Annotated in this window: 17 protein-coding genes, 3 pseudogenes and 1 other annotated feature; of the genes and pseudogenes, 10 read left to right on the top strand and 10 right to left on the bottom strand. The window is 67.4% G+C overall.

The features are described 5' to 3' along the window. Window positions 1–18: 18 nt before the first annotated feature. The 4 genes from M5E06_RS17400 to M5E06_RS17385 all read right to left on the bottom strand — a co-directional run bounded on the left by M5E06_RS17400 (window position 19) and on the right by M5E06_RS17385 (window position 6,424). Window positions 19–771: a glucose 1-dehydrogenase gene (locus M5E06_RS17400; protein ID WP_252139236.1), complete on the bottom strand. Its 753-nt coding sequence runs from the start codon at window positions 769–771 to the stop codon at window positions 19–21. 138 nt (window positions 772–909) lie between these two features. Beyond that, the gene (locus M5E06_RS17395; RefSeq protein WP_252139235.1) at window positions 910–1,869 is read right to left on the bottom strand and encodes a LysR family transcriptional regulator; all 960 of its coding nucleotides are present in this window, start codon (window positions 1,867–1,869) and stop codon (window positions 910–912) included. Between the two features lie 102 nt (window positions 1,870–1,971). After that, window positions 1,972–3,675: an acyl-CoA dehydrogenase family protein gene (locus M5E06_RS17390; protein ID WP_252139234.1), complete on the bottom strand. Its 1,704-nt coding sequence runs from the start codon at window positions 3,673–3,675 to the stop codon at window positions 1,972–1,974. 73 nt (window positions 3,676–3,748) lie between these two features. Next, the gene (locus M5E06_RS17385) at window positions 3,749–6,424 is read right to left on the bottom strand and encodes a 2-oxoglutarate dehydrogenase E1 component (RefSeq protein WP_252139233.1); all 2,676 of its coding nucleotides are present in this window, start codon (window positions 6,422–6,424) and stop codon (window positions 3,749–3,751) included. A gap of 507 nt (window positions 6,425–6,931) precedes the next feature. Between M5E06_RS17385 and M5E06_RS17380 the strand changes: the two genes are divergently transcribed. The 9 genes and pseudogenes from M5E06_RS17380 to M5E06_RS17340 form a co-directional block, all read left to right on the top strand. After that, complete coding sequence (locus M5E06_RS17380; RefSeq protein WP_109154269.1) at window positions 6,932–8,017, top strand: TRAP transporter substrate-binding protein; 1,086 nt, start codon at window positions 6,932–6,934, stop codon at window positions 8,015–8,017. A gap of 112 nt (window positions 8,018–8,129) precedes the next feature. Further along, window positions 8,130–8,777 (top strand): TRAP transporter small permease subunit, encoded by a 648-nt coding sequence (locus M5E06_RS17375; protein ID WP_252139232.1) that lies wholly within the window; start codon window positions 8,130–8,132, stop codon window positions 8,775–8,777. Window positions 8,778–8,946: 169 nt separating this feature from the next. Next, window positions 8,947–10,737 (top strand): TRAP transporter large permease, encoded by a 1,791-nt coding sequence (locus M5E06_RS17370; RefSeq protein WP_353654347.1) that lies wholly within the window; start codon window positions 8,947–8,949, stop codon window positions 10,735–10,737. Window positions 10,738–10,756: 19 nt separating this feature from the next. Next, window positions 10,757–11,740, top strand: coding sequence for a ketopantoate reductase family protein (locus tag M5E06_RS17365; protein WP_252139230.1), 984 nt, complete (start codon window positions 10,757–10,759; stop codon window positions 11,738–11,740). Window positions 11,741–11,793: 53 nt separating this feature from the next. Further along, window positions 11,794–13,248 (top strand): aldehyde dehydrogenase family protein, encoded by a 1,455-nt coding sequence (locus M5E06_RS17360; protein ID WP_252139229.1) that lies wholly within the window; start codon window positions 11,794–11,796, stop codon window positions 13,246–13,248. A 29-nt stretch (window positions 13,249–13,277) separates the two neighbouring features. After that, window positions 13,278–14,765 carry an FAD-binding oxidoreductase gene (locus M5E06_RS17355; RefSeq protein ID WP_252139228.1) on the top strand — a complete coding sequence of 496 codons (1,488 nt, stop codon included), beginning with the start codon at window positions 13,278–13,280 and terminating at the stop codon, window positions 14,763–14,765. Then, on the top strand, window positions 14,765–15,613 hold the full coding sequence (locus tag M5E06_RS17350) for an HTD2 family dehydratase (RefSeq protein WP_252139227.1): 849 nt from the start codon (window positions 14,765–14,767) through the stop codon (window positions 15,611–15,613). Before M5E06_RS17355 ends, M5E06_RS17350 begins: the two co-directional genes overlap by 1 nt. After that, window positions 15,610–16,479, top strand: coding sequence for an aldolase/citrate lyase family protein (locus tag M5E06_RS17345; protein ID WP_252139226.1), 870 nt, complete (start codon window positions 15,610–15,612; stop codon window positions 16,477–16,479). The genes M5E06_RS17350 and M5E06_RS17345 overlap by 4 nt, the downstream gene beginning before the upstream one ends. A gap of 1 nt (window position 16,480) precedes the next feature. Continuing rightward, window positions 16,481–16,804, top strand: a pseudogene (locus M5E06_RS17340) (electron transfer flavoprotein subunit beta/FixA family protein); the annotation flags it as partial. On the opposite strand, the pseudogene M5E06_RS17335 reads toward M5E06_RS17340, so the two are convergent. Beyond that, window positions 16,776–17,179, bottom strand: a pseudogene (locus tag M5E06_RS17335) (transposase); the annotation flags it as partial. The pseudogenes M5E06_RS17340 and M5E06_RS17335 sit on opposite strands and share 29 nt — an antisense overlap. After that, window positions 16,800–16,895, bottom strand: a sequence feature (AL1L pseudoknot). (Overlaps the previous pseudogene by 96 nt.) Window positions 17,180–17,241: 62 nt before the next feature. Between M5E06_RS17335 and M5E06_RS35880 the strand changes: the two are divergent. Continuing rightward, window positions 17,242–17,367: pseudogene (locus M5E06_RS35880) on the top strand (hypothetical protein); the annotation flags it as partial. A gap of 88 nt (window positions 17,368–17,455) precedes the next feature. Here M5E06_RS35880 and M5E06_RS17330 read toward each other — a convergent pair. From M5E06_RS17330 to M5E06_RS17310, 5 genes are read right to left on the bottom strand one after another with little or no spacing between them, the layout of a single operon-like run. Beyond that, entirely contained in the window at window positions 17,456–19,330 is a 1,875-nt protein-coding gene (locus M5E06_RS17330) for a TRAP transporter large permease (protein ID WP_252139225.1), read from the bottom strand. After that, entirely contained in the window at window positions 19,327–20,334 is a 1,008-nt protein-coding gene (locus M5E06_RS17325; protein ID WP_252139224.1) for a TRAP transporter substrate-binding protein, read from the bottom strand. Before M5E06_RS17325 ends, M5E06_RS17330 begins: the two co-directional genes overlap by 4 nt. A 59-nt stretch (window positions 20,335–20,393) precedes the next feature. Next, the gene (locus M5E06_RS17320) at window positions 20,394–21,482 is read right to left on the bottom strand and encodes a maleylacetate reductase (protein ID WP_252139223.1); all 1,089 of its coding nucleotides are present in this window, start codon (window positions 21,480–21,482) and stop codon (window positions 20,394–20,396) included. A 37-nt stretch (window positions 21,483–21,519) separates the two neighbouring features. Next, a complete protein-coding gene (locus M5E06_RS17315; RefSeq protein ID WP_252139222.1) occupies window positions 21,520–22,740 on the bottom strand; it encodes an enolase C-terminal domain-like protein in 1,221 nt (406 codons plus the stop codon). Next, window positions 22,737–23,750 carry a 2-hydroxyacid dehydrogenase gene (locus M5E06_RS17310; protein ID WP_252139221.1) on the bottom strand — a complete coding sequence of 338 codons (1,014 nt, stop codon included), beginning with the start codon at window positions 23,748–23,750 and terminating at the stop codon, window positions 22,737–22,739. Before M5E06_RS17310 ends, M5E06_RS17315 begins: the two co-directional genes overlap by 4 nt. Between the last annotated feature and the right edge of the window lie 19 nt (window positions 23,751–23,769).

The raw sequence follows: 23,769 nt of genomic DNA, 5'->3' as shown, positions 1-23,769 counted from the left end.
CGCAGATGCGCCCCGGCCTTACACGCACCGCCCGCCGTCGACTTCCAGCACCACACCGGTGATGAAGGACGCCTCGTCGGAGGCGAGATACAGCGCGGCATTGGCGACGTCGGACGGTCGGCCCAGGCGGCCGAGCGGGACGATGCCCATCATGGCCGCCCGCTTCTCCGGGGTATCGCCGCCCATGAAGGTGGCGAGCAGCGGCGTTTCGGTGGCGACCGGAGCCAGCGCGCAGACCCGGATGTTGTCGGGTGCCAGTTCCAGCGCCAGCGACTGGGTGATGTTGTGCACCGCGCCCTTCGTCGCGTTGTACCACACCAGCCCCGGACGCGGGCGCAGCCCGGCGGTGGAGCCGAGATTCAGGATGACGCCGGACTTCTGCGCCCGCATGGTCGCCACCACCGCCTTGGAATAGAGGTAGATCGACTTGACGTTCAGGGCGAAGACACGGTCGAACTCCTCCTCGGTCACATCTTCGAACGGACCCTTGGCGTGGGTGGAGCCAGCATTGTTCACCAGGATGTCGAGGCGCCCGAACTTTTCGACCGTCGCGGCGATGGTCATCTCGACATCGGCGGCCTTGGTCACGTTGGCGGCGATGCCGATGGCGGACTCGCCCAGCCGCTCCGCCACCGCGCGTGCGGCGTCGCCGTTGATGTCCACGACCGCCACGCGGGCGCCCTCGCGTACGAAAATCTCGGCCATCGCAAGGCCCAGGCCCTGCGCCGCCCCGGTAATAAGGGCGACCTTGCCGTCCAAGCGCTTCGTCATTCTCGGTTCCTCCCCAAGGGATTATGTGATGATGGGGGGAGGCTATCCGGGCCGGACGGGCCGTGCTATGGACCATCCGTCATAACTGCTATCAGCGCCCAAAGCATATCAGGGTGGAAGGTGCGGAGCCGGGCGCCGTCAGGGCGCACTGTGCTCCCCCGCGCTGCCGGGAGCGACGACCTTGCCCTTCAGAACGCCATTGGCGACGCATTTGACGACTTCGGCATGGATCAGCCGCAGCAGGGCGCGCGTCGCCTTCGACACCGGCTGATGCAGCGGTGTCGCGGTGACCAGCATGGCATGCATGTCCTTCGACGTGATCTCACGCGCGACCAGCCGGCCCTGGTGCACCTCCCGGTGGACGGCGCCGAAGGGGAGAATGGTCGATCCCATTCCCTCCTCCACCAGCTGCTTGATGGCGGTGACGGAATCGATCTCCATATCGACCAGCAGATCGATGTCGGCACGGCGAACCGCCGCGTCCACCACGCGGCGCAGCCCGTTTTCCAGACCGGGCAGCACGAAGTGCAGATCGCCCAACATCTCCACCCCGACAGGCCCGCCGTCGCCGGCAGCCGCCTCCTTCGCGGACTGGACCAGAAGCAGGTTTTCCACCAGCAGGGGCGACGACAGCATGCTGCGTCCGCGCCGGGCGTCGTAGAGAACGGCGAGATCGAGCCGCCCACCCTCCACCCACTCCAGCAACGTGCCGCTGAACACCTCGTGGATGCGCAGCGTGGCGTCCGGATAATTCTCGTGGAAGCGGCGGGCGAGCGGGGCGCCCAGCGTGGCGCAGATCGACGGCGGAAGACCCAGCGTGACCGATCCGGTCAGCCGTTCCGACTGGTCCTGGATTTCCTCCTTGATCTCGCTGAGCGCTCCCAGCAGGTGGCGCACCACGTCGTAGAGCTTGCGCCCCTGCTGGGTCAACGAAACGCCGCGGCCATGGCGATAGAACAAGCTGGTGCGCAACTCGTGTTCCAGCTTCTGGACCTGCCGGCTCAGCGCCGGCTGGGTGATGCCCAGCTTGACCGATGCCTTGGAAAAGCTGCCAAGGTCGGCCACCTGAACGAAATAGCGCAGTTCCAGAAGTTCCATCGCGGGCAGCCTTGTCTTTTCGGTCCTCCCCGTCGGATAGCGAATACGCTGGTATGGCACAAGCGTAGTCGCCACAGGTCAGTTCCGCCCGACCGGCAGTTCTCAGTTGCGGCGCGACAGCAGGCCGCGGGCGACGACCTGGGCCTGGATTTCCGCCGCACCCTCGAAGATGTTCAGGATGCGGGCATCGCACAGCACCCGGCTGACCGGATATTCGACGGCATAGCCGTTGCCGCCATGGATCTGAACCGAATTGTCGGCGTTCGACCAGGCGACGCGGGCGGCCAACAGCTTCGCCATGCCCGCCTCGATGTCGCAGCGGCGGTCGCCGTCCTTCTCGCGCGCGGCGAAATAGGTCAGCTGGCGGGCGATCATCGTTTCCACCGCCATCCAGGCCAGCTTGCCGGCGACGCGCGGGAAGGCGGCGAGCGGACGGCCGAACTGGACGCGCTCCTGCGCATAGCGCAGGCCGAGTTCCATTGCGTTCTGCGCCACGCCGACGGCACGGGCGGCTGTCTGCACACGGGCGGATTCAAAGGTCGCCATCAGCTGCTTGAACCCCTGGCCCTCGACGCCGCCCAGCAGGTTTTCGCGCGGAACGGCGAAACCGTCGAAGCCGATCTCGTATTCCTTCATGCCGCGATATCCCAGCACCGGGATCTCGCCGCCACTCATGCCCTCGGCCGGGAACGGGTCCGCCTCGGTGCCGCGCGGCTTCTCGGCCAGCAGCATCGACAGGCCGCGGTAGCCGGGAGCGTCCGGGTCGGTGCGCACCAGCAGCGTCATCAGATCCGACCGGCTGCCGTGGGTGATCCAGGTCTTCGCCCCGGTGACGCGATAGGTGTCGCCGTCCAGCACCGCACGGGTGCGCAGGCTGCCCAGGTCGGAGCCGGTGTTGGGCTCGGTGAATACGGCGGTTGGCAGGATCTCGCCCGACGCGATGCGCGGCAGCCAGCGCTCCCGCTGTTCGGCCGTGCCGCCCATGCGGATCAGTTCGGCAGCGATCTCCGCACGGGTGCCGAGCGAGCCGACGCCGATATAGCCACGCGACAGCTCCTCCGTCACCACACACATGGCGAGCTTGCCCATGCCCAGCCCGCCATCCTCCTCCGGCACGGTCAGGCCGAACACGCCCATTTCGGCCATCTGCTCGACGACGGCGAGCGGGATCAGCTCGTCCTTCAGGTGCCAGCCGTGGGCATGAGGCTCCACCGCGTCGGCGACGAAGCGGCGGAACTGGTCGCGCACCATGTCCAGCGCCTCGTCCTCCAGCGCCGCCTCGCCGAAGCCGCCGCCATGCAGCGCATCGGCCAGCAGCTCGGCGATGCGCAGCCGCAGGCCGGACGCGTTGCCGGCGGCAATCAGCCGGCGCACCGCGTCGGTGCGGAAGGCGTCCCGCTCCTCCTCGCCCAGGGCGAAGTCGGCCGGCCGGACGATCTCGCCCTGGCTCATCGCCAAGCCGCCATCGAGTTGAGCCAGATACTCGCCGAACGCCGCCTGGAGCATGGACGCTTCCAGTTCGCCCAGCCGGCCGGCGCGGTCCAGCCGCTCCGCCCAGCCCCGCATCTGGTGCAGCGCCTCGGCATAGGTGGCGACCCAGGCGAAACCATGCGCCGCCACCTGATGGCGATCAAGCAGGGCTGCGTCCACGCGGCCCTCCGGCGCCACCAGCGCCGCGACGCCGCGCTCCGCCGCCTCGGCCAGCCGCGCCACCGCGTCGAGCGCCGAAGCCGTGGCCTGCAACAGGTCGGGAAGCAGAAGCGGACGGGCTTCGGACGGGCTGACGGTGCTCAAGGTGGAAGACATCGGCGCGTTTCCCCGGTGTTCGTTGTACGATGTTTGCTATCCGGTCCGGCCATCTCTGGAGACGGCCGGGTCGTCACTCCGCCGCCGCTTTCCCGCGGGACGGCGGAGAGGCGGCGTTTGCAGCAGCGACAATTCCAGCGAACGCCTGTTCGACCAACCGGCGCTGATCGGCGTCATGGTCGCCGTGGAAGCTGCCGGCGGGAGAGGCCGCCTCGGCGCGGGCCACGCAGGCGACGCGCGGCTCGGCGCAGCCGGCCGCTTCCCGCAAGGCCTCCAGCCGGCGGTCGAGGTAGGTCCAGGCGCCCAGATTGACCGGCTCCTCCTGCGCCCACAGGCAGGATGCGTCCGGCCAGCGGCGGAACAGCGCCGACAGTTCGGCTTCGGGCAGAGGATACAGCATCTCCAGCCGCACCACCGCGACATCGTCGGTTCCCAGGGCGGCCCGTTCACGCTCCAGCTCGTATGCCAGCTTGCCGCTGCACAGCAGGATGCGGCGAACCTGTTCCCCGGCAGTGACGACGATCGGCTGGAACCCGGTCCCGGGCGCGAGATCGGCCAGCGCCGACACCGCGGCCGGCAGGCGCAGCAGGGTCTTCGGGCTCAGCACCACCAGCGGCTTGCGGTCGCGCCGCAACATCTGCCGCCGCAGCAGGTGGAAGTAGTTCGCCGGAGTGGACGGATGGGCGATGCGGATGTTGTCGCGCGCCGCCATCTGGAGGAAGCGTTCCGGCCGGGCGGAGGAATGCTCCGGCCCCTGCCCTTCCAAGCCATGCGGCAGTAGGATGACGAGACCGGAGGGCTGGCGCCATTTGTCCTCGGCGCTGACGATGAACTGGTCGATCAGGATCTGGGCGCCGTTGGCGAAATCGCCGAACTGTGCCTCCCAGATCACCAGCGCGTCGGGCCGTTCCAGGCTGTAGCCGTATTCGAAGCCAAGCACGGCATATTCCGACAGCGGGCTGTTGACCACGTCGAAGCGGGCCTGGGGGACGCCCAGATGGTTCAGGCTGACATGGCGACGCCCGGTGACGGCATCGGTCAGCGCGAAATGCCGGTGGGAAAAGGCGCCGCGCACGACGTCCTGGCCGGTCAGCCGCACCGGCGTTCCATCCGTCAGCAGCGTGGCGAAGGCCAGCGCCTCGCCGGTTGCCCAGTCTAGCGGCTCCTCGGCGCGGCGGCGGATGACGCGCTCCACCTTGCGGTCGACCGCCAATCCGTCCGGAATGGCGGCCAGTGCCGCAAGTAGGCTTCGCAGCCGGTCGACGGCGATACCGGTGTCCGGTTCGATGGACGCCGAACCGTTCGGAGCGAAAGGCGCCCAGCGGCCGCCGGGGAACCCGTCATGATTCGGCCGGTGGTCGGCGGCGGCGGCAAGCGCCTCCTGGAAGTGGGCCTTGTGCCCGGCGGCCAGACCCTCCACGGCGCCGTCGCCGACGACGCCTTCCGCGACCAGCCGCTTGGCATAGAGCGCGCGCGCCGGCGGGTGCGTGTCGATCGCCGTGTAGTCCAGCGGCTGGGTGAAGCGCGGCTCGTCGATCTCGTTGTGACCGTTGCGGCGGTAGCCGACGAGGTCGATCACCGCGTCACGCCCATGCGCCTGCCGGAAGGCGACTGCAAGATCGGCAGCCCGCAGCGCCGCGTCGGGATCGTCGGCGTTGACGTGCAGGATGGGGCTGTCCACCGCCTTCCACAGCCCAGTGCAGTGGAGCGAGGTCCGCGCCTCGTCACGTTCGGTGGTGAAGCCGATCTGGTTGTTGACGACGATGTGGATGGTGCCGGCGACGGTGAAGCCGGCGACGCCGGACAGCTGCAGCGCCTCGGTCACGCTGCCCTGCCCGATCACGCTGGCGTCGGTGTGCAACAGCACGCACAGAACCCGGTGCGCCTCGCCCCCCTGCTCGCGGACCAGATCCTGGCGTGCCCGCGCCCGGCCCAGGGTGACGGGATTGATCGCCTCCAGATGCGACGGGTTGGGCGACAGGGTCAGCGCAAGCGTCCGGTCGTCAAAGGACAGGCTGCTTTCCACCCCCATGTGATAGGGGACATCGGCGGGAACCGGCGGATCGGCCAGGAACGGGTGCATGCCCTTGATGCCCGCGAACAGCTCGACCAGGGGCTTGCCCAGCACATTGGCCATCAGGCTGAGCCGGCCGCGGTGCATGGTCCCGACCTGGACCGCGGTGACGCCCGCCGCCGCCGCCGCCGCGAGGATACGGTCCAGCAGCGGGATCAGCGTCTCCATCCCCTCCGCGCCGAAGCGCTTCTTCGTGGGATAACGGGTGCCGAGTAGCTTCTCGAATTCCTCCGCCGCGCTCAGCAGCGACAGCGCCCGGCGGCGCGCCTCGGCCGGCGGGACGACGTCCGCACTCTCGTAGGCGTCGCGCAGCCAGGACCGCAGCGCCGAATCGTCGATATGGGCGGTCTCAAGCGTCAGCGTCCCTTGGTAAAGCCGACGCAGCCTTGCGGTCTCCGCATCCTCGGACGCCTGCCCAGCGGGCCGAGCGGTACGGCCCAACGGATCGAGGTCGGCGGCAGCATGACCGCGCTGGCGGATTTCCTCGTGCAGCGCTACCAGCGGATCGGACAGCGGCGCACCGGACGCCGGGGTGGCGGCGCCGAGTTCGTCCAGAATCTGGAAGACGGCGCGCCAGCTCACATCCACCGACGCAGGATCGTCGCGGAAGCGTTCCTGCAACGCTTCGAGATAGGCAGCCCCGGCGGCGTTGAGCGGAGAGGACGGCCTAGACATGGCGCACACCGTTCATGCGGTTGAACATCCGTCGTTTGAGGCGGTTGGGAACAGTCCGCCACAGACTATCGACCGGCCGCCCGTCGCGGAGCGCACGGCGTGCCTGTAACAGATATTCATTGCGGGCATAGCAAACCGTTCGTTGGCGTACCCGTTTCACCGTGCCTCACTGGGTTTGAGCAAAACAGTTGGCATGCCTGAAGGCTTGCCCGGCTTATGGCTGGTATGCCCACGAAACACATTCCGCTGTGCTAGCGCTTGCTCCACTGTCAGGATCACCACGTCGTCCCTGGCCGTTCCCGGAAAATCCTCAGCGATAAGCGGAACACAAGCCAACACCCATCAACCTCGTGCCAAGGAGAGGCCGCGCCCACCGCCAGATGTTGGAAAGCAGGATGCCTGTCCACCCGGATTCATATGGCTCTGTACCTTGACGACAACAACGGATCCGCGCGTCCACCCCGCATCGCGTCGCCACACAACAAGAACTTCGGGAGGAAAAACAGCATGAAGCGCCGTCAATTCTTCAAGGGTGCCGCCGTCGCCGCCGGTGCATCCACGCTTGCGGCCCCGGCGATCGCCCAATCGGAGCCGACGATCCGCTGGCGCTGCGTGTCCAGCTTCCCGAAAAACATCGACGTGCTCTATGGCAGCGCCGAGGTGATGGCAAAGAACGTCGCCGAGGCCACCGACGGCAAGTTCCAGATCCAGGTCTTCGCCGCCGGCGAGGTGGTCCCGGCACTGCAGGCGCTGGACGCCGCCAGTAACGACACGGTGGAGATGTGCCACACCGCATCCTACTATTATGTCGGCAAGGACCCGGCCTTCGCCTTCGGCTGCTGCCTGCCCTTCGGCCTGAACACCCGCCAGCAGAACGCCTGGTTCTATCACGGCGAAGGCGGCAAGCTGCTGGAGGAGTTCTATGCCGGCTACAACCTGAAAGCGCTGGCCGGCGGCAACACCGGCGCCCAGATGGGCGGTTGGTTCCGCAGCGAGATCAAGAGCGTCGAAGACCTGAAGGGGCTGAAGTTCCGCATTTCCGGCTTGGGCGGCCAGATCCTCGCCAAGCTTGGCGTGGTGGCGCAGCAGGTCGGCGGCGGCGACATCTACCCGGCGCTGGAGCGCGGCACCATCGATGCCGCCGAGTTCAACGGCCCCTACGACGACGAGAAGCTCGGCCTCTACAAGATCGCGCCCTACTATTATTATCCGGGGTGGTGGGACGGCACCTCGCTCCAGCACTTCTTCATCAACACCAACCGCTGGAACAGCCTGCCGAAGCATTATCAGGCGGCGCTGACCGCCGGCGCGGCACTGGCCAACGTCGACAGCGTGGCGCGCTACGATGTGCTGAACCCGGCGGCGCTGAAGCGCGTGGTCGCCAACGGCGCCAAGCTGCGCGCTTTCCCGCAGGACGTACTGCAGGCCAGCCACAAGGCGGCGATGGACCTCTATGACGAGCTGGCGGACAAGAACCCGGCCTTCAAGAAGCTCTACGAGAGCTACCGCCGCTTCCAGAACGACTCCAACCTGTGGCTCCAGGCATCCGATTACGCCTATGACAGCGCGACGCTCCGCCTGACCCGGCGCTGATCCGCCGCCGCTCCTCGCGATATCCCACCCAGGACCGGATGCCGACATCGCCGCATCCGGTCCTGGCTCCGTCGCGGCCTTCGCGACCGGCCTTCCGGGAGAAGCTGCCCCCATGTCGAGCCACACCCCCTCCCCTCTGATGATGGCCCTGGTCGGGGCCTGCCGGCTGGTCGACGCGGTCACCGCTCGGCTGGGCAAGGCCATATCCTGGCTGATCCTGCTGGCGATCCTGGTCTCGGCGGTCAACGCCGTCATCCGCAAGCTGTTCGACGTCAGCTCCAACTCGTGGCTGGAACTGCAATGGGTGCTGTTCGCCGCGGTGTTCCTGCTCTGCTCCCCCTGGACGCTGAAGGACGACGAACACATCCGCATCGACATCGTCAACGCGATGCTGACCAAGCGCGCGCGGGACGGCATCGACCTGTTCGGCCATATCGCCTTCCTGCTGCCCTTCAGCTTCGTGATGATGATCACCTCCTGGCCCTTCGCCATCGCCTCCTTCGCCATCGAGGAACAGTCGATGAACGCGGGCGGGTTGCCGCAATGGCCGGCGAAGTTACTGATTCCGCTCGGGTTCACCGTGCTGTTCGTCCAGGGCCTGTCGGAACTGGTCAAGCGTGCCGCGATCATGTCCGGACATCTGGAGGACGCGACCCAGCGGGCCGGAGGCCATCAGGCGGCGGCCGAGGCGGAGGCCGAGCGGCTGCTCGCCGCTGAACGCGAACGGACCGCCCATCCCGACACCATTCCCAGCCGGTAGACGCGTGATGAGCACGACCTCCCCCTCCCTTTCGCCGCGCGCCGTCCGGCTGTCCGTCATCTCCCTGCTGCTGCTGGCCGCCGTCGCCGTGGCGCTCTACGTGCTGCCGGTGCCGGGTGCCGGCGCGCTCGCCGAACAGGACGGCTGGCGCGGCTGGTTCGGCCACAATATGGCGCCGATCATGTTCGCCGTGCTGGTGGTCATGCTGCTGCTGGGCTATCCGGTCGCCTTCGCGCTGGCGGCCAACGGCCTGCTGTTCGGCCTGATCGGCATCGAGCTGGGCCTGTTCCGACCCGACCTGTTCCAGGCGCTGCCGGAACGCGTCTACGGCACGATGAACAACGACGTGCTGCTGGCCGTGCCCTTCTTCACCTTCATGGGGCTGGTGCTGGAACGCTCCGGCATGGCAGAGGATCTGCTCGACACCATCGGACAGCTGTTCGGGTCGATCCGCGGCGGCCTCGCCTACGCCGTCATCTTCGTCGGCGCGCTGCTGGCGGCGACGACCGGGGTGGTCGCGGCTTCGGTCATCTCCATGGGCCTGATCTCGCTGCCGATCATGCTGCGCTACGGCTACGACCGCCGTCTGGCGTCGGGCATCATCGCCGCCTCGGGCACGCTGGCGCAGATCATCCCGCCGTCGCTGGTGCTGATCGTCATGGCCGACCAGCTCGGCCGCTCCGTCGGCGACATGTACGAAGCCGCCTTCATCCCCGGCCTGCTGCTGTCGGGCCTGTACGCCCTCTATGTCTTCATCGTCTCGATCATCTTCCCCAAGGCCGCCCCCGGCCTGCCGCCGGAGGCCATCGCCTACCGCGAGCCGAACGGCGCACGCGGCATCTGGCAGCTCGGCCTGCTCGCCCTGTTCTCCGGCGCGGTCGCTTATTGGGTGATGGGCCGCACCGGCGTGAAGTCCGGCGCCGACTATGTCGTGCTGCTGCTGTCCGTGGCGGTGCTGGTGGCCTTCCTGGCCGCCACCTTCAACCGGACCTTCGGCGCGCAGCGTCTGGTTCTGCAGGCAGCCGCGACGGTGGCGTTGACGGCGGGTGCGGCGTGGCTGACTCTGAACGATTGGGCAACCTGGGCTCTGCTTGGCGATTCGGTTGCGGCCGGCGCGCTCTACGCCCTGGCCGTGGCGCTGGTTGAGCGGGCCAGCGGCCGGCGCCTGATCTCCCGCATGGCGGAGCAGGCCACCTTCGTGATGGTGCCGCCGCTGGCGCTGATCTTCCTGGTGCTCGGCACCATCTTCATCGGCCTCGCCACCCCGACCGAGGGCGGCGCCATGGGTGCCGTCGGCGCGCTGGCGCTGGCAGCGATGAAGAAGCGGCTGAGCTTCGACATGGTGCGTCAGGCCACCTATTCGACGGCGAAGCTGGCGGCCTTCGTGCTGTTCATCCTGATCGGCGCCCGGGTGTTCTCGCTGACCTTCTACGGCGTCAACGGCCATGTCTGGGTCGAGGAGCTGATGGTCTCCCTGCCCGGCGGGCAGATGGGCTTCCTGATCGCGGTCAGCGTCATGGTGTTCCTGCTGGCCTTCTTCCTCGATTTCTTCGAACTGGCCTTCATCATCATCCCGCTGCTGGCACCGGCGGCGGACCGGCTGGGCATTGATCTCGTGTGGTTCGGCATCATCCTGGCGGTCAACATGCAGACCAGCTTCATGCATCCGCCCTTCGGCTTCTCGCTGTTCTTCCTGCGCTCGGTGGCGCCGAAGCTGCCCTACATCGACCGCGTGACGAAGAAGGAGACGGCGCCGGTCCTGACCAGCCAGATTTATTGGGGCGCCGTGCCCTTCGTCGTCATCCAGCTCGTGATGGTGGGGCTGGTGATCGCCTTCCCGCAGATGGTCATGCATTACAAGTCGACTGCCGTCAAACTCGACGACAAGCAGATCGAAGAACAGTTCCAGGGGCTGGGCAACAGCCTGGACGACGCGCTACCGCCCCTGGAATTCAAGTGAGACAGGAAGAGGGGACGACATGCGCATCGCCGTCGTAGGGGCCGGCGCCGTGGGCGGCGCGCTGGCGGGGTATCTCGCCGCGACAGGCCGGCACGATCTGTCGCTGCTGGCGCGCGGCGCCCATCTGGCGGCCATCCGCGAGCGCGGACTGACCGTCCAGACGCCGAAGGGCACGCTGACCTGCCGACCGCGGGCCAGCGACGATGCCGCCGAACTGGGACCGCAGGACGTGGTGATCGTCACCGTCAAGGGGCACGGGCTGCCGGCGCTGGCCTCGTCCTTCCCGTCGCTCTGCGGCCCGGACACACTGGTGGTGGCGGCGCAGAACGGCATCCCCTGGTGGTACCTGTACGGTGCTGGGGACGACGTGACGCCGGAGCCGCTGGACGTGGTCGATCCCGGTGGCGCCGTCTGGTCGGCCATCGGGCCGGAGCGGGTCGCCGCCTGCGTGATGGAGGTTCTCCCGGCCCGCATCGTCGAACCGGGCATCGTCGCCCACACCGCCATGCCGGTGCTGGCCTTCGGCGCCCCCCGGCCCGGCGACCACGCCGCGAAGCTGGCGGCCCTGGCCGACAGCTTCAACGCGGCCGGCGCCACCGCCCGCCTGCCTGCCGACATCCGCGCCCCGTTGTGGAGCAAGCTGATGCTCAATATGGCGGTCGGACCGACCAGCGTGCTGACCGGCGCCACCATGGGCGCCATGGAGCAGGCCCCCGGCATGGCTGCCGTCCAGGGCCGGCTGATGCGCGAATGCCTGGATGTGGCCCGCGCCTGGGGCGTCGAGCTACCCGACGACATCGACGAGCGGCTCAGCCGCGGCAGCGGCGTTCCCGGTCACAAGCCGTCGATGCTGCAGGATTTCGAGGCAGGACGCAGCATGGAGATCGATCCCATCGTGACCGCCGTCCTCGACCTGGCCCGCCGCCGCGGCGTGCCGGTGCCGACCATCGAGACGCTGTGGGCGCTGACCGCCCTGAAGGAGCGGGTGGCGCGCGCCGGCTGATGCCGGCCGCCGTACCTGCCCTCAAACGAACAGATTTCCGGAGAAGACCCAACATGTCCCCCGACACCCGTCCGACCACCAACTTCATTGCCGGCTGCTGGCGGCCGGGCCACGACCGGCTCGACATCTTCAATCCGTCGGACCTGGACGAACTGGCCGGTTCCTACACGCTGGCCGGTGCCGACGACGTGGCCGAAGCGGTGGCCGCCGCCCGCAAAGCCCAGCCGCAATGGCGTGCCGCCACGGTGGAGCAGCGCTCTCTGGTGCTCGACGCCATCTCCCGCGCGCTGTTCGACGGCAAGGACGAGTTGGCGCGGATCGCCGCCACCGAAGGCGGCAAGACCATCCCCGACGCGCTGGGCGAGATCACCCGCGCCGCCCATCTCGCCCGCTTCTTCTCGGCAGAGGCGCTGCGTGCGCCGGGCGAGACGCTGGGTTCGGTACGGCCGGGGGTCGAGGTCGACGTGACGCGGGAGCCGGTCGGCGTCATCGGTCTGGTGACGCCCTGGAACTTCCCCGTCGCCACGCCGATGTGGAAGATCGCCCCGGCGCTGGCTTTCGGCAATGCGGTGATCTGGAAGCCGTCGGAAAAGACCCCCGGCATCTCCATCGCCGTCACCCGCATCATCGCGGCGGCCCTGGAAGCGCACGGCATGCCGGCCGGCCTGTTCAATCTGGTGATCGGCGCCGGTCCGAATGTCGGCGCCGCGGTGGTCGACGCGGTGGACGCGGTGTCCTTCACCGGATCGGTCAACACCGGGCGGCGCATCGCCGTGCGCTGTGCCGAACGCATGATCCGCGTCCAGCTCGAACTCGGCGGCCAGAATCCGCTGGTGGTGCTGGGCGACGCCGATCCCGAGCGGGCCGCCGAGATCGGCGTCAACAGCGCCTATTTCCACGCCGGGCAGCGCTGCACCGCCACCGGCCGCTTCATCGTCGAGGACAGCATCCACGATGCCTTCGTCGCCGCGATGGTGGAAAGGATGGCGGCGCTGCGCGTCGGCCACGCCCTGCAGCCGGAAACCCAGATCGGCCCGGTGATCGACGAATTCCAGCTGACCAAGAACCTGCAATACATCGACACCGGCCTTGGCGAGGGCGCCCGGCTGGCATCCGGCGGCACGCGGCTTGAGCGGCCGACACGCGGCTGGTTCTTGGCGCCGGCCCTGTTCACCGAGACCAGCAATGCCATGACCATCAATCGCGAGGAGGTGTTCGGCCCGGTCGCCAGCGTCATCCGCGTGAGCGATTACGAGGAGGCGCTGGCCGTCGCCAACGACACCGACTATGGCCTGTCGTCGGGCATCATCACCAACTCGATGAAGCACGCCCGCCATTTCCAGGCGAACATCCAGGCCGGCATGACCATGCTGAACCTGCCGACGGCGGGCGTCGACTACCATGTACCCTTCGGCGGCCGGAAGATGTCGAGCTACGGCCCGCGCGAGCAGGGGCGCTCGGCCATCGAATTCTACACCATCATCAAGACGGCCTACCGCGCGCTGTGACGCAGGCCCGAAGCCCAGGGAGAGCCCCCTTGCCGAACGACCCGGACGACATCCTGACCAGCGGGCAGTCCACCTTGCGGCCGGACTTCGCGACGGCCGTACTCGCCCCGATCCGCGCCATCGTCGGCGAGCGGGGCCTGATCACCGATCCCGACACCATGAAGCCCTTCATGGAATCCTGGCGCGACGGCTGGGTCGGCCGGTCGCCCGCCGTGGTGCTGCCCGACAGCACCGAGGCGCTCGCCGCCGTCGTCCGCATCTGCGCCGAAACCCTCACGCCGATCGTGCCGCAGGGCGGCAACACCGGACTGACCGGGGCCAGCCAGCCGCATGCCGACGGATCGGAGATCGTCATCTCCACCAACCGGCTGAACCGCATCCGCGAGATCGACATCGACAACGACACGATGACGGTGGAGGCCGGCTGCATCCTTGCCAACATCCAGAACGCGGCACGCGACGTCGGCCGGCTGTTCCCGATGAGCCTCGCCGCCGAGGGATCGTGCCAGATCGGCGGCAACATCGCCACCAACGCCGGCGGCGTGCAGGTCGTGCGCTACGGCAACATGCGCAACCTCGTGGCCGGGTTGGAGGTGGTGCTGCCCGACGGGCAAATCTGGGACGGGCTGCGCGGCCTGCGCAAGGACAATGCGGGCTATGACCTGAAGCAGATCTTCATCGGCTCGGAAGGCACGCTGGGCATCGTCACCGCCGCGGTGCTGAAACTGTCGCCGCTGCCGCGCGCCACCGCCACGGCGCTGGTCGCGGTGTCGGCCCCCAGCGACGCCGTCGATCTGCTGACCCGCGCCAAGGGCGTGGCCGGTGACCGCATCGTCACCTTCGAACTGATCCAGCGCGCCTGCATCGACGTGGCGCGCAAACATGTGCCCGACGTGCCCGATCCCCTGCGCGACCGCTATCCCTGGTACGTGCTGGTGGAATTGGCCGACCAGGAGTCCGGCAATCGTCTGGCGGAAATGTTGGAAGGCATCCTGGAGGCGGGGTTGGAAGCCGGCGAGGTGCTCGACGGCGTGGTCGCTGCGTCGAAGGCCCAGGCGGATTCGTTGTGGCGCATCCGCGAGGGCATCCCGGAAGGCCAGAAGCGCGAAGGCGTATCCTTCAAGCACGACGTCTCGGTGCCGATCTCCCGCGTCGCGCGGTTCCTTGATCGGACCGACGCGGCTCTGGAACGGGCCTGCCCAGGCATCCGCCCCTTCTCCTTCGGCCATCTCGGCGATGGCAACATCCATTACAACCCGATCCAGGCGGAGGACGGTGATCCGGCCGAATGGAAGGCCAAGCTGGCGACGGTCAACGCCATCGTCCACGACATCGTCGTCGAACTCGGCGGCTCGATCTCGGCCGAACACGGCATCGGCCGCCTGCGCATCGACGAGATGCCACGCTACAAATCAGCGGTGGAACTGGAGATGATGGCGACGCTGAAGCGTGCCTTCGACCCGCATAACCTCATGAATCCGGGAAAAATCCTGCACATATCCGGGGTGTCGCCGTGATGTTCGATCATCTGAAGGATTGGGTCGGTCGGGTGGAGATGCGGACCGATACCGCCGTCGCCGGACCGCTGGCGGGGCTGGCCGCGACGCTGGACCACGACACCCCGCCATGGCCGGTCGGAGAGTTGCCGCCGCTCGGCCATTGGCTGCATTTCCTCCCCAATGCGCTGCAACGGGACATTGGCGAGGACGGCCACCCGCACAAGGGCGGCTTCCTGCCACCGGTGCCGCTGCCGCGACGGATGTGGGCCGGCAGCGACATGCGCTTCCTGGCGCCGATCCCCATCGGTGCGGAGATGCGGCGCACCTCCACGATCAAGGCGGTGGAGCACAAGGCCGGCCGGTCCGGCGACATGGTGTTCGTCAGCGTGATGCACGAGATCGCGACCGACGCCGGCGTCGCCGTCCGTGAGAAGCAGGACATCGTCTACCGCGAAGCCGCCAAGCCGGGCGAGACGTTGCCGCCGGCCGCGGCAGCCGAGCCGCTGCCCGTCGCCCGCTGGACCGGCAGCGTCACCCCCGACCCGGTGCTGCTGTTCCGTTACTCGGCGCTGACCTTCAACGGCCACCGCATCCATTACGACCGCCCCTACTGCCGCGAGACCGAAGGCTATCCGGGGCTAGTGGTGCATGGACCGCTGACGGCGACCCTGCTGATGGACTTGGTGTTGCGCAATCTCGGGGACCGGCGGGTTGCCGGCTTCCGCTTCCGCGCCCGGCGGCCGCTGTTCGACACAGCGCCCTTCACGCTGAACGCGGCGGACAGGGAGGACGGCGAAATCGAAGGATGGGTGGTCGGCCCGGACGGTCAAATCGCCATGACCGCCGAATTCGCGGTCGCTCCATGAGCGAACCGTTCAACGACGGGCGGCCACGCCGCAGCTGGCTGTTCACCCCGGCGACCCGCCCGGAGCGCTTCGACCGCGCTGCCCGATCCGGCGCCGATGTGCTGATCATCGACCTGGAGGACGCCGTTCCACCGGCCGACAAGGCGGCGGCGCGCGACACGGCACTGGCTGCCCTCGCGGCACCGCCGGCCGTTCCGATCCTGCGGGCGTTGCGCATCAACGCACCGGTGACGCCCGACGGGTTGGAGGACCTGCTGGCGCTGACGCGCCGGCCGCCAAACGGCGGGCCGAACTGCGTCATCGTGCCAAAGGTCGACAGTGCCGAGACGATCCGCTGGATCGACGCGCTGCTGAGCGGCGCCGGAAATCCCCTGCCGCTGGTGGCGCTGATCGAATCGGCCCGTGGTGTTGCGGCGGTTGAGGACATCGCCCGCGCATCGCCCCGGCTGGCTGCGCTGTTCTTTGGTGCCGCGGACCTGTCCGCCGACCTGGGCTGCGCCAGCGCGTGGGAGCCGCTGCTGTCCGCTCGCTCCCGGCTGGTCAATGCCGCGGCTCTGGCCGGCATCGAAGCGGTGGACTCCCCATTCTTCGATCTGACCGATGCAGCAGGAATGCAACGGGAGGCCGCCGCCGCCTTGGCTCTGGGATTCGGCGCCAAGGCGGCGATCCATCCTGGCCAGATATCCGCCATCAACGCGACCCTGACGCCGACCGAGGCCGAAATCGCCCATGCCCGCCTTGTCGTGGCGGAAAGTGTAAAGGGTGTTGCGGTGGTCGATGGCCGCATGATCGACGAAGCGATGGCAAGAAAGGCCCGCCGCATTCTGTCTCGCGCCACATCTGCGGCCCAGCCGCAAGAGGACTGATATTCATGAACATCCTTGTCTCCTGAAGCGGGTTGTCAACTACAATGTGAAGGTCTGCGTCAAGGCGGATGGCAGCGGCGTCGAGACGGCCAACGTGAAGATGAGCATGCCCCCTTCGACGAGATCGCTGTCAAAGAAGCCGTGCGCCTGAAAGAAGCCGGCACGACGACCGAGATCGTCGTGGTCTCCGTCGACCCGACCCAGGCCCAGGAAACCCTGCGCACCGCTCTCGCCATGGGGGCAGACCGTGCCATCCTGGTGCAGACACGTGACGACCGAGCCGCCGGCCGTCGCCAAGGTGCTGAAGGCCTTGGTCGAGAAGGAGGCCGCTCGACCCCGTGGTCGGCGCGGTGTTCGTCGATGAAGGCGATCATTTCCTGAACGGGCGGTCGAGCTCCGCCTGGGCGAAATACGCCGACGCCTTGTGAAGGATCTCACTCGCCCGGCGCAGTTCTCGCACCTCACGCTCCAGCGCCTTGATCCGCTCCTGCTCGTCCGTTGTCGGACCAGGACGCTTGCCCTGATTATGCTCGGCCTGCCGAATCCAGTTCCCCAGCGTCTCGGGATTGCAGCCGTTCTTCGCCGCGATCGAGCCGATCACTGCCCACTGCGAGGCGTGCTCGCCTTCGTGCTCGAGCACCATCCGAACCGCGCGCTCCCGGACTTCAGGGGCGTATTCGGGGGATGCCGGTTTCGTCATGATGATCCCACTCTCTCAGAAGATGGGGCCTCCACGAAACCCGGTGCGGTTCACTTGCAGCGGGCGGAGAAGCCGGCATCACCCGCGCCATTCGCATCTTGGGTCGCGAACTCGACATGCCAATGACGCTGTGCGGAGTGAGCAACTTGTCGGCCATGGGGTCCGCCCATCGGCTGGCGCCGGTGTAGGCGCCGTTCCGCGCGGACTGCTTTGATACGATAAAGCCGGCCCCGGGGCGAACCGGGGCCGGCTTCGGGCGGCTACGACGAACGGCGATCACAGAAAGCCGGTCGAGAGCCAGGGAATTGCGGCGACCAGCACCAGTCCGATCAGCAGAGCCGCCAGATAGCCCAGGATCGGGCGCATGCCCTCATCCGGGTTGACCCGGCCAATGGCCGAGGCGACATAGAAGCCGACGCCGAAGGGCGGGGCGAACAGGCCGAGGCCCATGGCGAGGATCACCACCATCGCATACTGCACCTCATGCACGCCCATCTCGCGGGCAATGGGGAACAGCAGCGGGCCGAACAATACGATGGCCGGAATTCCCTCCAGCACGCTGCCGAGGATGATGAAGGTGACGATGGATACGGCAAGGAAGGTGAAAGCGCCTCCCGGCAGGCCGGCCATGAACTGCGCCAGATCGGTCGAGAATCCGGAGCGCGTCAGGCACCAGGCCATCGCCGTCGCGGTGCCGATGATGAACAGGATCGCTCCCGACAGCGCCGCGGTCTCGACCAGCATGGGAACCAGCCGCCCCCAGTCGAAGCGGCGATAGACCAACATTCCAACAGCAACGGCATAGACGATGCCGATGGTCGAAACCTCGGTCGCCGTGGCGACGCCCTCGATCACCGCGGTGCGAATGACGAAAGGGAGGGCGAGCGCGGGCAGCGCCACCACCAGGCTGCGGCCCAACTCACGCCCGGTCGGCCGACGTACTCCCGACAGGTTTTCACGGCGGTAGCGGTGGCGGACAACCAGACACAACATCACCGCCAGCAGCAAGCCGGGCAGCAGGCCGCCGGTGAAGAGCGCAGCGATTGAAACGCCGGTGACCGAGCCGATGGTGATCAGCACGATGCTGGGCGGGATGGTCTCGGTCTGCGCGCCGGTCGCCGCCAGCAGCGCCACCAGATCGCCCGGCTTGGCACCACGGGCTTTCATCTCGGGGAACAGCACCGGGGCGACTGCCGCCATGTCGGCGGCCTTCGAGCCGGAGATGCCGGACACCAGATACATCGCGCCGATCAGCACATAGGACAGGCCGCCGCGGACATGGCCGAGCAGGTTGGCCAGCACCGCCACCATGGCGCGGGCCATGCCGGTCATCTCGATCAGCAATCCTAAGAAGACGAACAGGGGCACCGACAGCAGAATCAGGTGTGACATGCCCTCATCCATTCGGCCGACGACGACCAGCAGCGGCACCCTGGTGGTCAGGGCGAGATAGCCGAAGCTCGACAGACCAAAGGCGAAGGCAATGGGCACGCCGGCGAACACGGCCCCTGCAACCACGAGCACAAAGAAGACCAGCAGGTTGAGCTTGCCGAGGTCGGCCAGCATAGGCTGGAGGACGAAGAACAATGCGGCGATCGCCGCGACCGCCGCCACTGCACCCGCCACCAGCTTGAGATCGCCCACCCGTGCGAGACGAATCAGAGCCGTCGCGATCATCAGCCCAAGACCGGTCGGCAAGGCAGCCGCGCGCCACATGTTCGAGATCTGCAGAGCCGGGGTGGTGATCTCCAGCTCCTCCCAGGCGAATTCGCCGGCCGGCATGATGACCAGCAGCAGGAAACAGAGGGCCGCCGCCACCGCGAAGACATCGAGGAACGCCCGCGCGCGTGGCGATGCCCAACTGACGAATGCGGTCATCCGCATATGCTCGCCACGGCGGAAGGCGACAACGGTTCCCAGCATCGCCAACCAGAGGAACAGGATCGACGCCAGTTCGTCCGACCAGGTGATCGGAGCGTGGAGCACGTAGCGGGCGACGATACCGGTGAAGAGAATCACCACTTCCGCGGCCACCAGAAGCGCCACCGGCAGTTCGGATAGCCAGCCCAGAAGCCGGTCGGCATGCGCCAGCCACCGGCTGGCGCTGTCGGGCGAGCCGGCGGTGGACTTGTGATCCACCACCGCCGTCATGTCAGCGCCCCTACCGAACTTTCCAGGGCGCTCCAGGCCTCTTCACCGTATTTGGCCTTCCATTCGTCGTAGAAGCCTGACTTGCGCAGGGCTTCCCGGAATGGCGCCGGATCGACCTTGTTGAAGGTCAGGCCCTTCTGCGAGAGCGAACCTTGCAGCGCCTCGTTGAGGCCGGCGATGTCCTGGCGCTGCTGCAGCGCGCCGTCGTTCAGGTTCCGGCTGACGATCTGCCGCAAATCCTCGGGCAGTCCACGCCAGGAGCGGCCGTTGGTGACGATCCATGAACCGTCCCAGACATGGTTGGTGATGGAGCAGAATTTCTGCACCTCGTAGAACTTGGCAGTGTCGGCCACCACCAGCGGATTCTCCTGTCCGTCGACCACGCCGGTCTGCAGCGCGGCATAGACCTCGCCCAGGTTGATGCTGGTCGGCGACGCACCCAGCCCCTTGAACAGCGATACATAGACCGGGCTGACCGGGACGCGGATCTTGAAGGCCGCCAGATCGGCCGGCCCGGTGATCGGCTTGGTGCTGGTGGTGATCTGGCGGAAGCCGTTGTCCCAGATGCGGTCGAAGGCGTGGAGGCCGGCCTTGTCGAAACCTTTGCGGATCACCCCGCCGAGTTGGCCGTCCATCGCCTTCCAGACGGCATCATAGTCCTTGAACGCGAACCCCATGCCGTTGATCGACGCAACCGGGACCAGGGTCGATAGGATCAGGCCGCCAGTGCTGAAGAACTCGATGCCGCCGGAGCGCACCTGCGCCAGCAGGTCGCTGTCGCCGCCGAGTTGGCTGTTGGGGAAGACGGCGATGTCGACCTTGCCGCCGGTCTCCTTGCGGATGCGTTCGGCCGCTTCGACAGCGCGGACATGCAGCGGGTGGCTCGCCGGGAAGCCATGGCCGAACTTCCATGCGAATTCCGCGGCATGCGCCTTTGAAATGAAGGGTGCGGCCAGGGCGCCCACCGCGGTAGCGGCCAGAAACTGCCTACGCTTGATCAACATCTTGGTTCCCTCCCTTTTTGTGTTCTCTCGTCCGGTTTGCCCTCCGTGCCGGCCGGCCCTTACCGGCCCGACGGCGATCCTGGGCGACGCCCCTCCACTGCCGCCGCGAGGATGCCGCGCACGGCTTCTTCGGTCACCGGTCCGGGGTTGTAGCTGTTGTCCGTCTCGACGGTGATCCGGGCGGCCTCCGCGATCCGGTCAGCGGAAAAGCCGACCTCCGTCAGCCGCGTCGGCAGGCCGACCGTTTCCATCATGTCGAAAATGGCGGCGCCGATGTCTTCCACCCCGATGGCGGCGGCAAGCCGGTCCATCGCCTGGGGGGCGAAGGGTGCATTGTAGGCTGCGACATGGGGCAGCACCAGCGCATGGGACAATCCGTGCGACACGCCGTAGGTGCCGCCCAGGACATGGGCGACGCCATGCTGAAGCGCGAAGCCGCCGGCCAGCGCCGCACCGGCGAGGTGGGCGCCGTACAGCAGGTCGGCACGCGCTTGCCCATCGTCCGGACGGGCCGCCACCCGCGGCAGCGCGTCCATGATCGCCCGCGCGCCTTCCATCGCCGCCGGCACGATCACCGGGCTGATGGTCGGGGTGTAGATGGCATCGACACAATGGGCGAGCGCGTTCATGGCGCTGGCCGCGCTGACGTCCACCGGCAGCCCGAGCGTCAGCGAGGGGTCATAAACAACGGTGCCGGCCAGCATGCGCAGGCTCTGGTGCATCCGCTTGATGCCGTCGATGGTGATCCCGCAGAAGCCGGTCATCTCGGAGCCGGAATAGGTGGTAGGCACGGCGATGATCGGCAGCCCGAGTTCGAGCGCGATGGCTTTGCCCAGGCCGATGGAGGCTCCGCCGCCGACGCTGACCAGACAGTCGGCGCCCATGTCGCGCGCCTTGGCCCGGCCCCGGATGGCCAGTTCGATGGGCACCTGGGAAATCGCTTCCGGCAGGATGCCGATACAACGGCTTCCAAGGCGGTCGGCGACACGGCCGCCCATGGCGCTACGGCCGGGAGTGGAGACGACGAGCGCATGCTTCGCGCCCAGCCGCTCCACCTCCGCGTCGATCCGGTCGATGGCCCCGGCTCCGAAGACGACCCGCGATGGCAGCGCGTTGAACACGTCGCCGGGGGTGCTGAATTCTCTCATGATGGAAATCCGTCCGATAGGTCGGTGAGGGCGGCGCTTACCAATCGACGATGGTGCCGTCGTCCAGAATGGCCGAGGTCGTGTGCATCACCTCCGGCTTGAACGGGTGCTTTGCCGCCTCCGTCTCGTTCACCTCGATGCCGAAGCCGGGGGCGTCGGGCACCTCCCAATGGCTGCCGGTGCGGCGGATCGGGGTCTGCACCACGTCGTCGTACCAGGGCACCGCGCCGCTCATCTCCTCCTGGATGACGAAGTTCGGCGTGGAGATGTCGAAATGCAGGGCGGCGACGCCGGCCAGCGGACCGTTGGGATTGTGCGGGGCGATGCCGATCAGGTCGGCTTCCGCCAGCGCCGCGATCCGCTTGCCTTCAAGCAGGCCGCCGGTGTGGTTCAGGTCGGGCTGGGCGATGTGGAGCGCCTTCTGGGCGAAGACGGGTTGGAACTCCTTCAGCCCGACCAGCCGTTCGCCGGATGCGATCGGGCAGTCCGCCTGTTCGGCGATGCGGCGCAGCGCCTCGGTATCGCCGGGCTGGACCGGCTCCTCGCAGAACATCGGCCGGTAGGGCTCCAGTTCGCGGATGTAGCTCATGGCGGCGGCGATGGAGCCGGGGCGACCGTGGAAATCGATCATGATGTCGACGCCGTCGCCCACCGTGTCGCGCAGCGCCTGCATCATCTTGCCGACATGGCGCTGGGCCGGAATCGGCGCGCTGTGGGCACCATAGGGAATGAACACGACCTTGAGCGCATCGTAGCCCTTCTCCGTCACCGCCGCGGCCCGTTCCTTCAGCGAGCCGACGTCGAAGGTCTCGTAGACCGACTTCATCTCGCCAAGGCCGAGATGAGTGTAGACGCGCACGCGGTCGCGAACTTTGCCGCCGAGCAGGCGCCAGACCGGCAGGCCGACGCTCTTGCCGAAGATGTCCCAGAGCGCGTGCTCGATGCCGCTGATCGCCGTCACGCCGACCATGCCCAGCTTGTAATAGCTGAACTTGTTCATCGCGCGGACGCACTGCTCGATGTCGCGCGGATCGCGTCCCAGCACGGTCGGTTCCAGATCCTCGACGGCGCCGGTGACCGCCCGCGTCTTCCAGTTCAGACTGGCCTCGCCCCAGCCATAGAGGCCGGGCTGGTCGGTCAGCACCTTCACGAAGATCCAGTTGCGCATCTCGGCGTTGACGACGAAGGTCTTCACGCCGGTGATCTTGATCGGCACGCCGGCGCTCCGGCGGGCGAGGTCCTCGGTGTCTCGGATCATGGAATGCTCTTGTTTTGGATGGCGGCAGGCGATACCGGAGCAGGTGCCCGCACGAGGTTCAGCAGCGGCTCGCCGGCGGCCAGCCGGTCGATGTTTCGGGCAATGAACGCATAGCGGCGTTCGGGCAGCCGGCTCGTCCAGGCCGACGAATGCGGGGTGCAGACCGCGTTGGGCAAATCCTCGAAGCGGAAGCTGGCGGGCGCCACTTGGTCGTCGGCTCCTGCCGGATAGCCGTACCAGACATCGAGCACCGCACCGCCGATTGTCCGGCGCGACAGCACATCATACAGCGCCTCCTCGTCGACGATCGGCGCGCGCGATATGTTGATCAGCACGCCCGTCGGCTTCATGGCCGCGAGTTCGGACGTCCCGATCAGCCCGCGGGTCTGATCGGTCAGCGGGCAGGCGATCACCAGGAAATCGGATTGCGCCAGCAAATCCGGCAAGCGGTCCGGCGGCAAGATCGCCTCGGCCAAGCCGTCGGAGTCGGTGGCGAACTGGTCGACCGCGAGGATGCGCATGCCGAAAGCCGCTGCCCGCCGGGCTATTGTCCGCCCGATCCGGCCGAACCCGATGAGGCCCAGTGTCAGGCCGTGGATCTCCCCGTGGGGCACCCGCGCCCGGTAGACATCGGACCATGTGTCCGTGGCGAAGGATCTGCGCAGAGCGTCGGGGCGGATTTCCCAATTCAACATCGCCGTCATGACGAACTCGGCGATGGGAATTTCATGCTCGAAGACGTTGCAGATGCTGGCGCCGGATGGCAGTGAAGCCATGTCGATGCCGTCCAGTCCGGCCCCTGGCACATGCAAAAGGCGAAATTCACGTGCTGTTTTTCCGCCTCGGGAGAACCGCAAAGACACGATCACGTCGTCTGCGGTGATTGCGGAATCGAACTGGGACGAGTGGGCGGCTTCACGGGGAAGGGGTATGATGTCGCAGGGAGTCGTCAGGAAAGCGGCCAGCTTGTCCTTGTGATTGGCAGCCTCCCCAATCATGAAGACTTTCATTGGCTTTATCCTCCGTTGC

It is taken from the genome of Azospirillum sp. A1-3, assembly GCF_023806445.1.
Lineage (GTDB): Bacteria > Pseudomonadota > Alphaproteobacteria > Azospirillales > Azospirillaceae > Azospirillum.
Note: the sequence above shows the minus strand (reverse complement) of the source record. Positions and strands in the feature narration are given on the sequence as shown.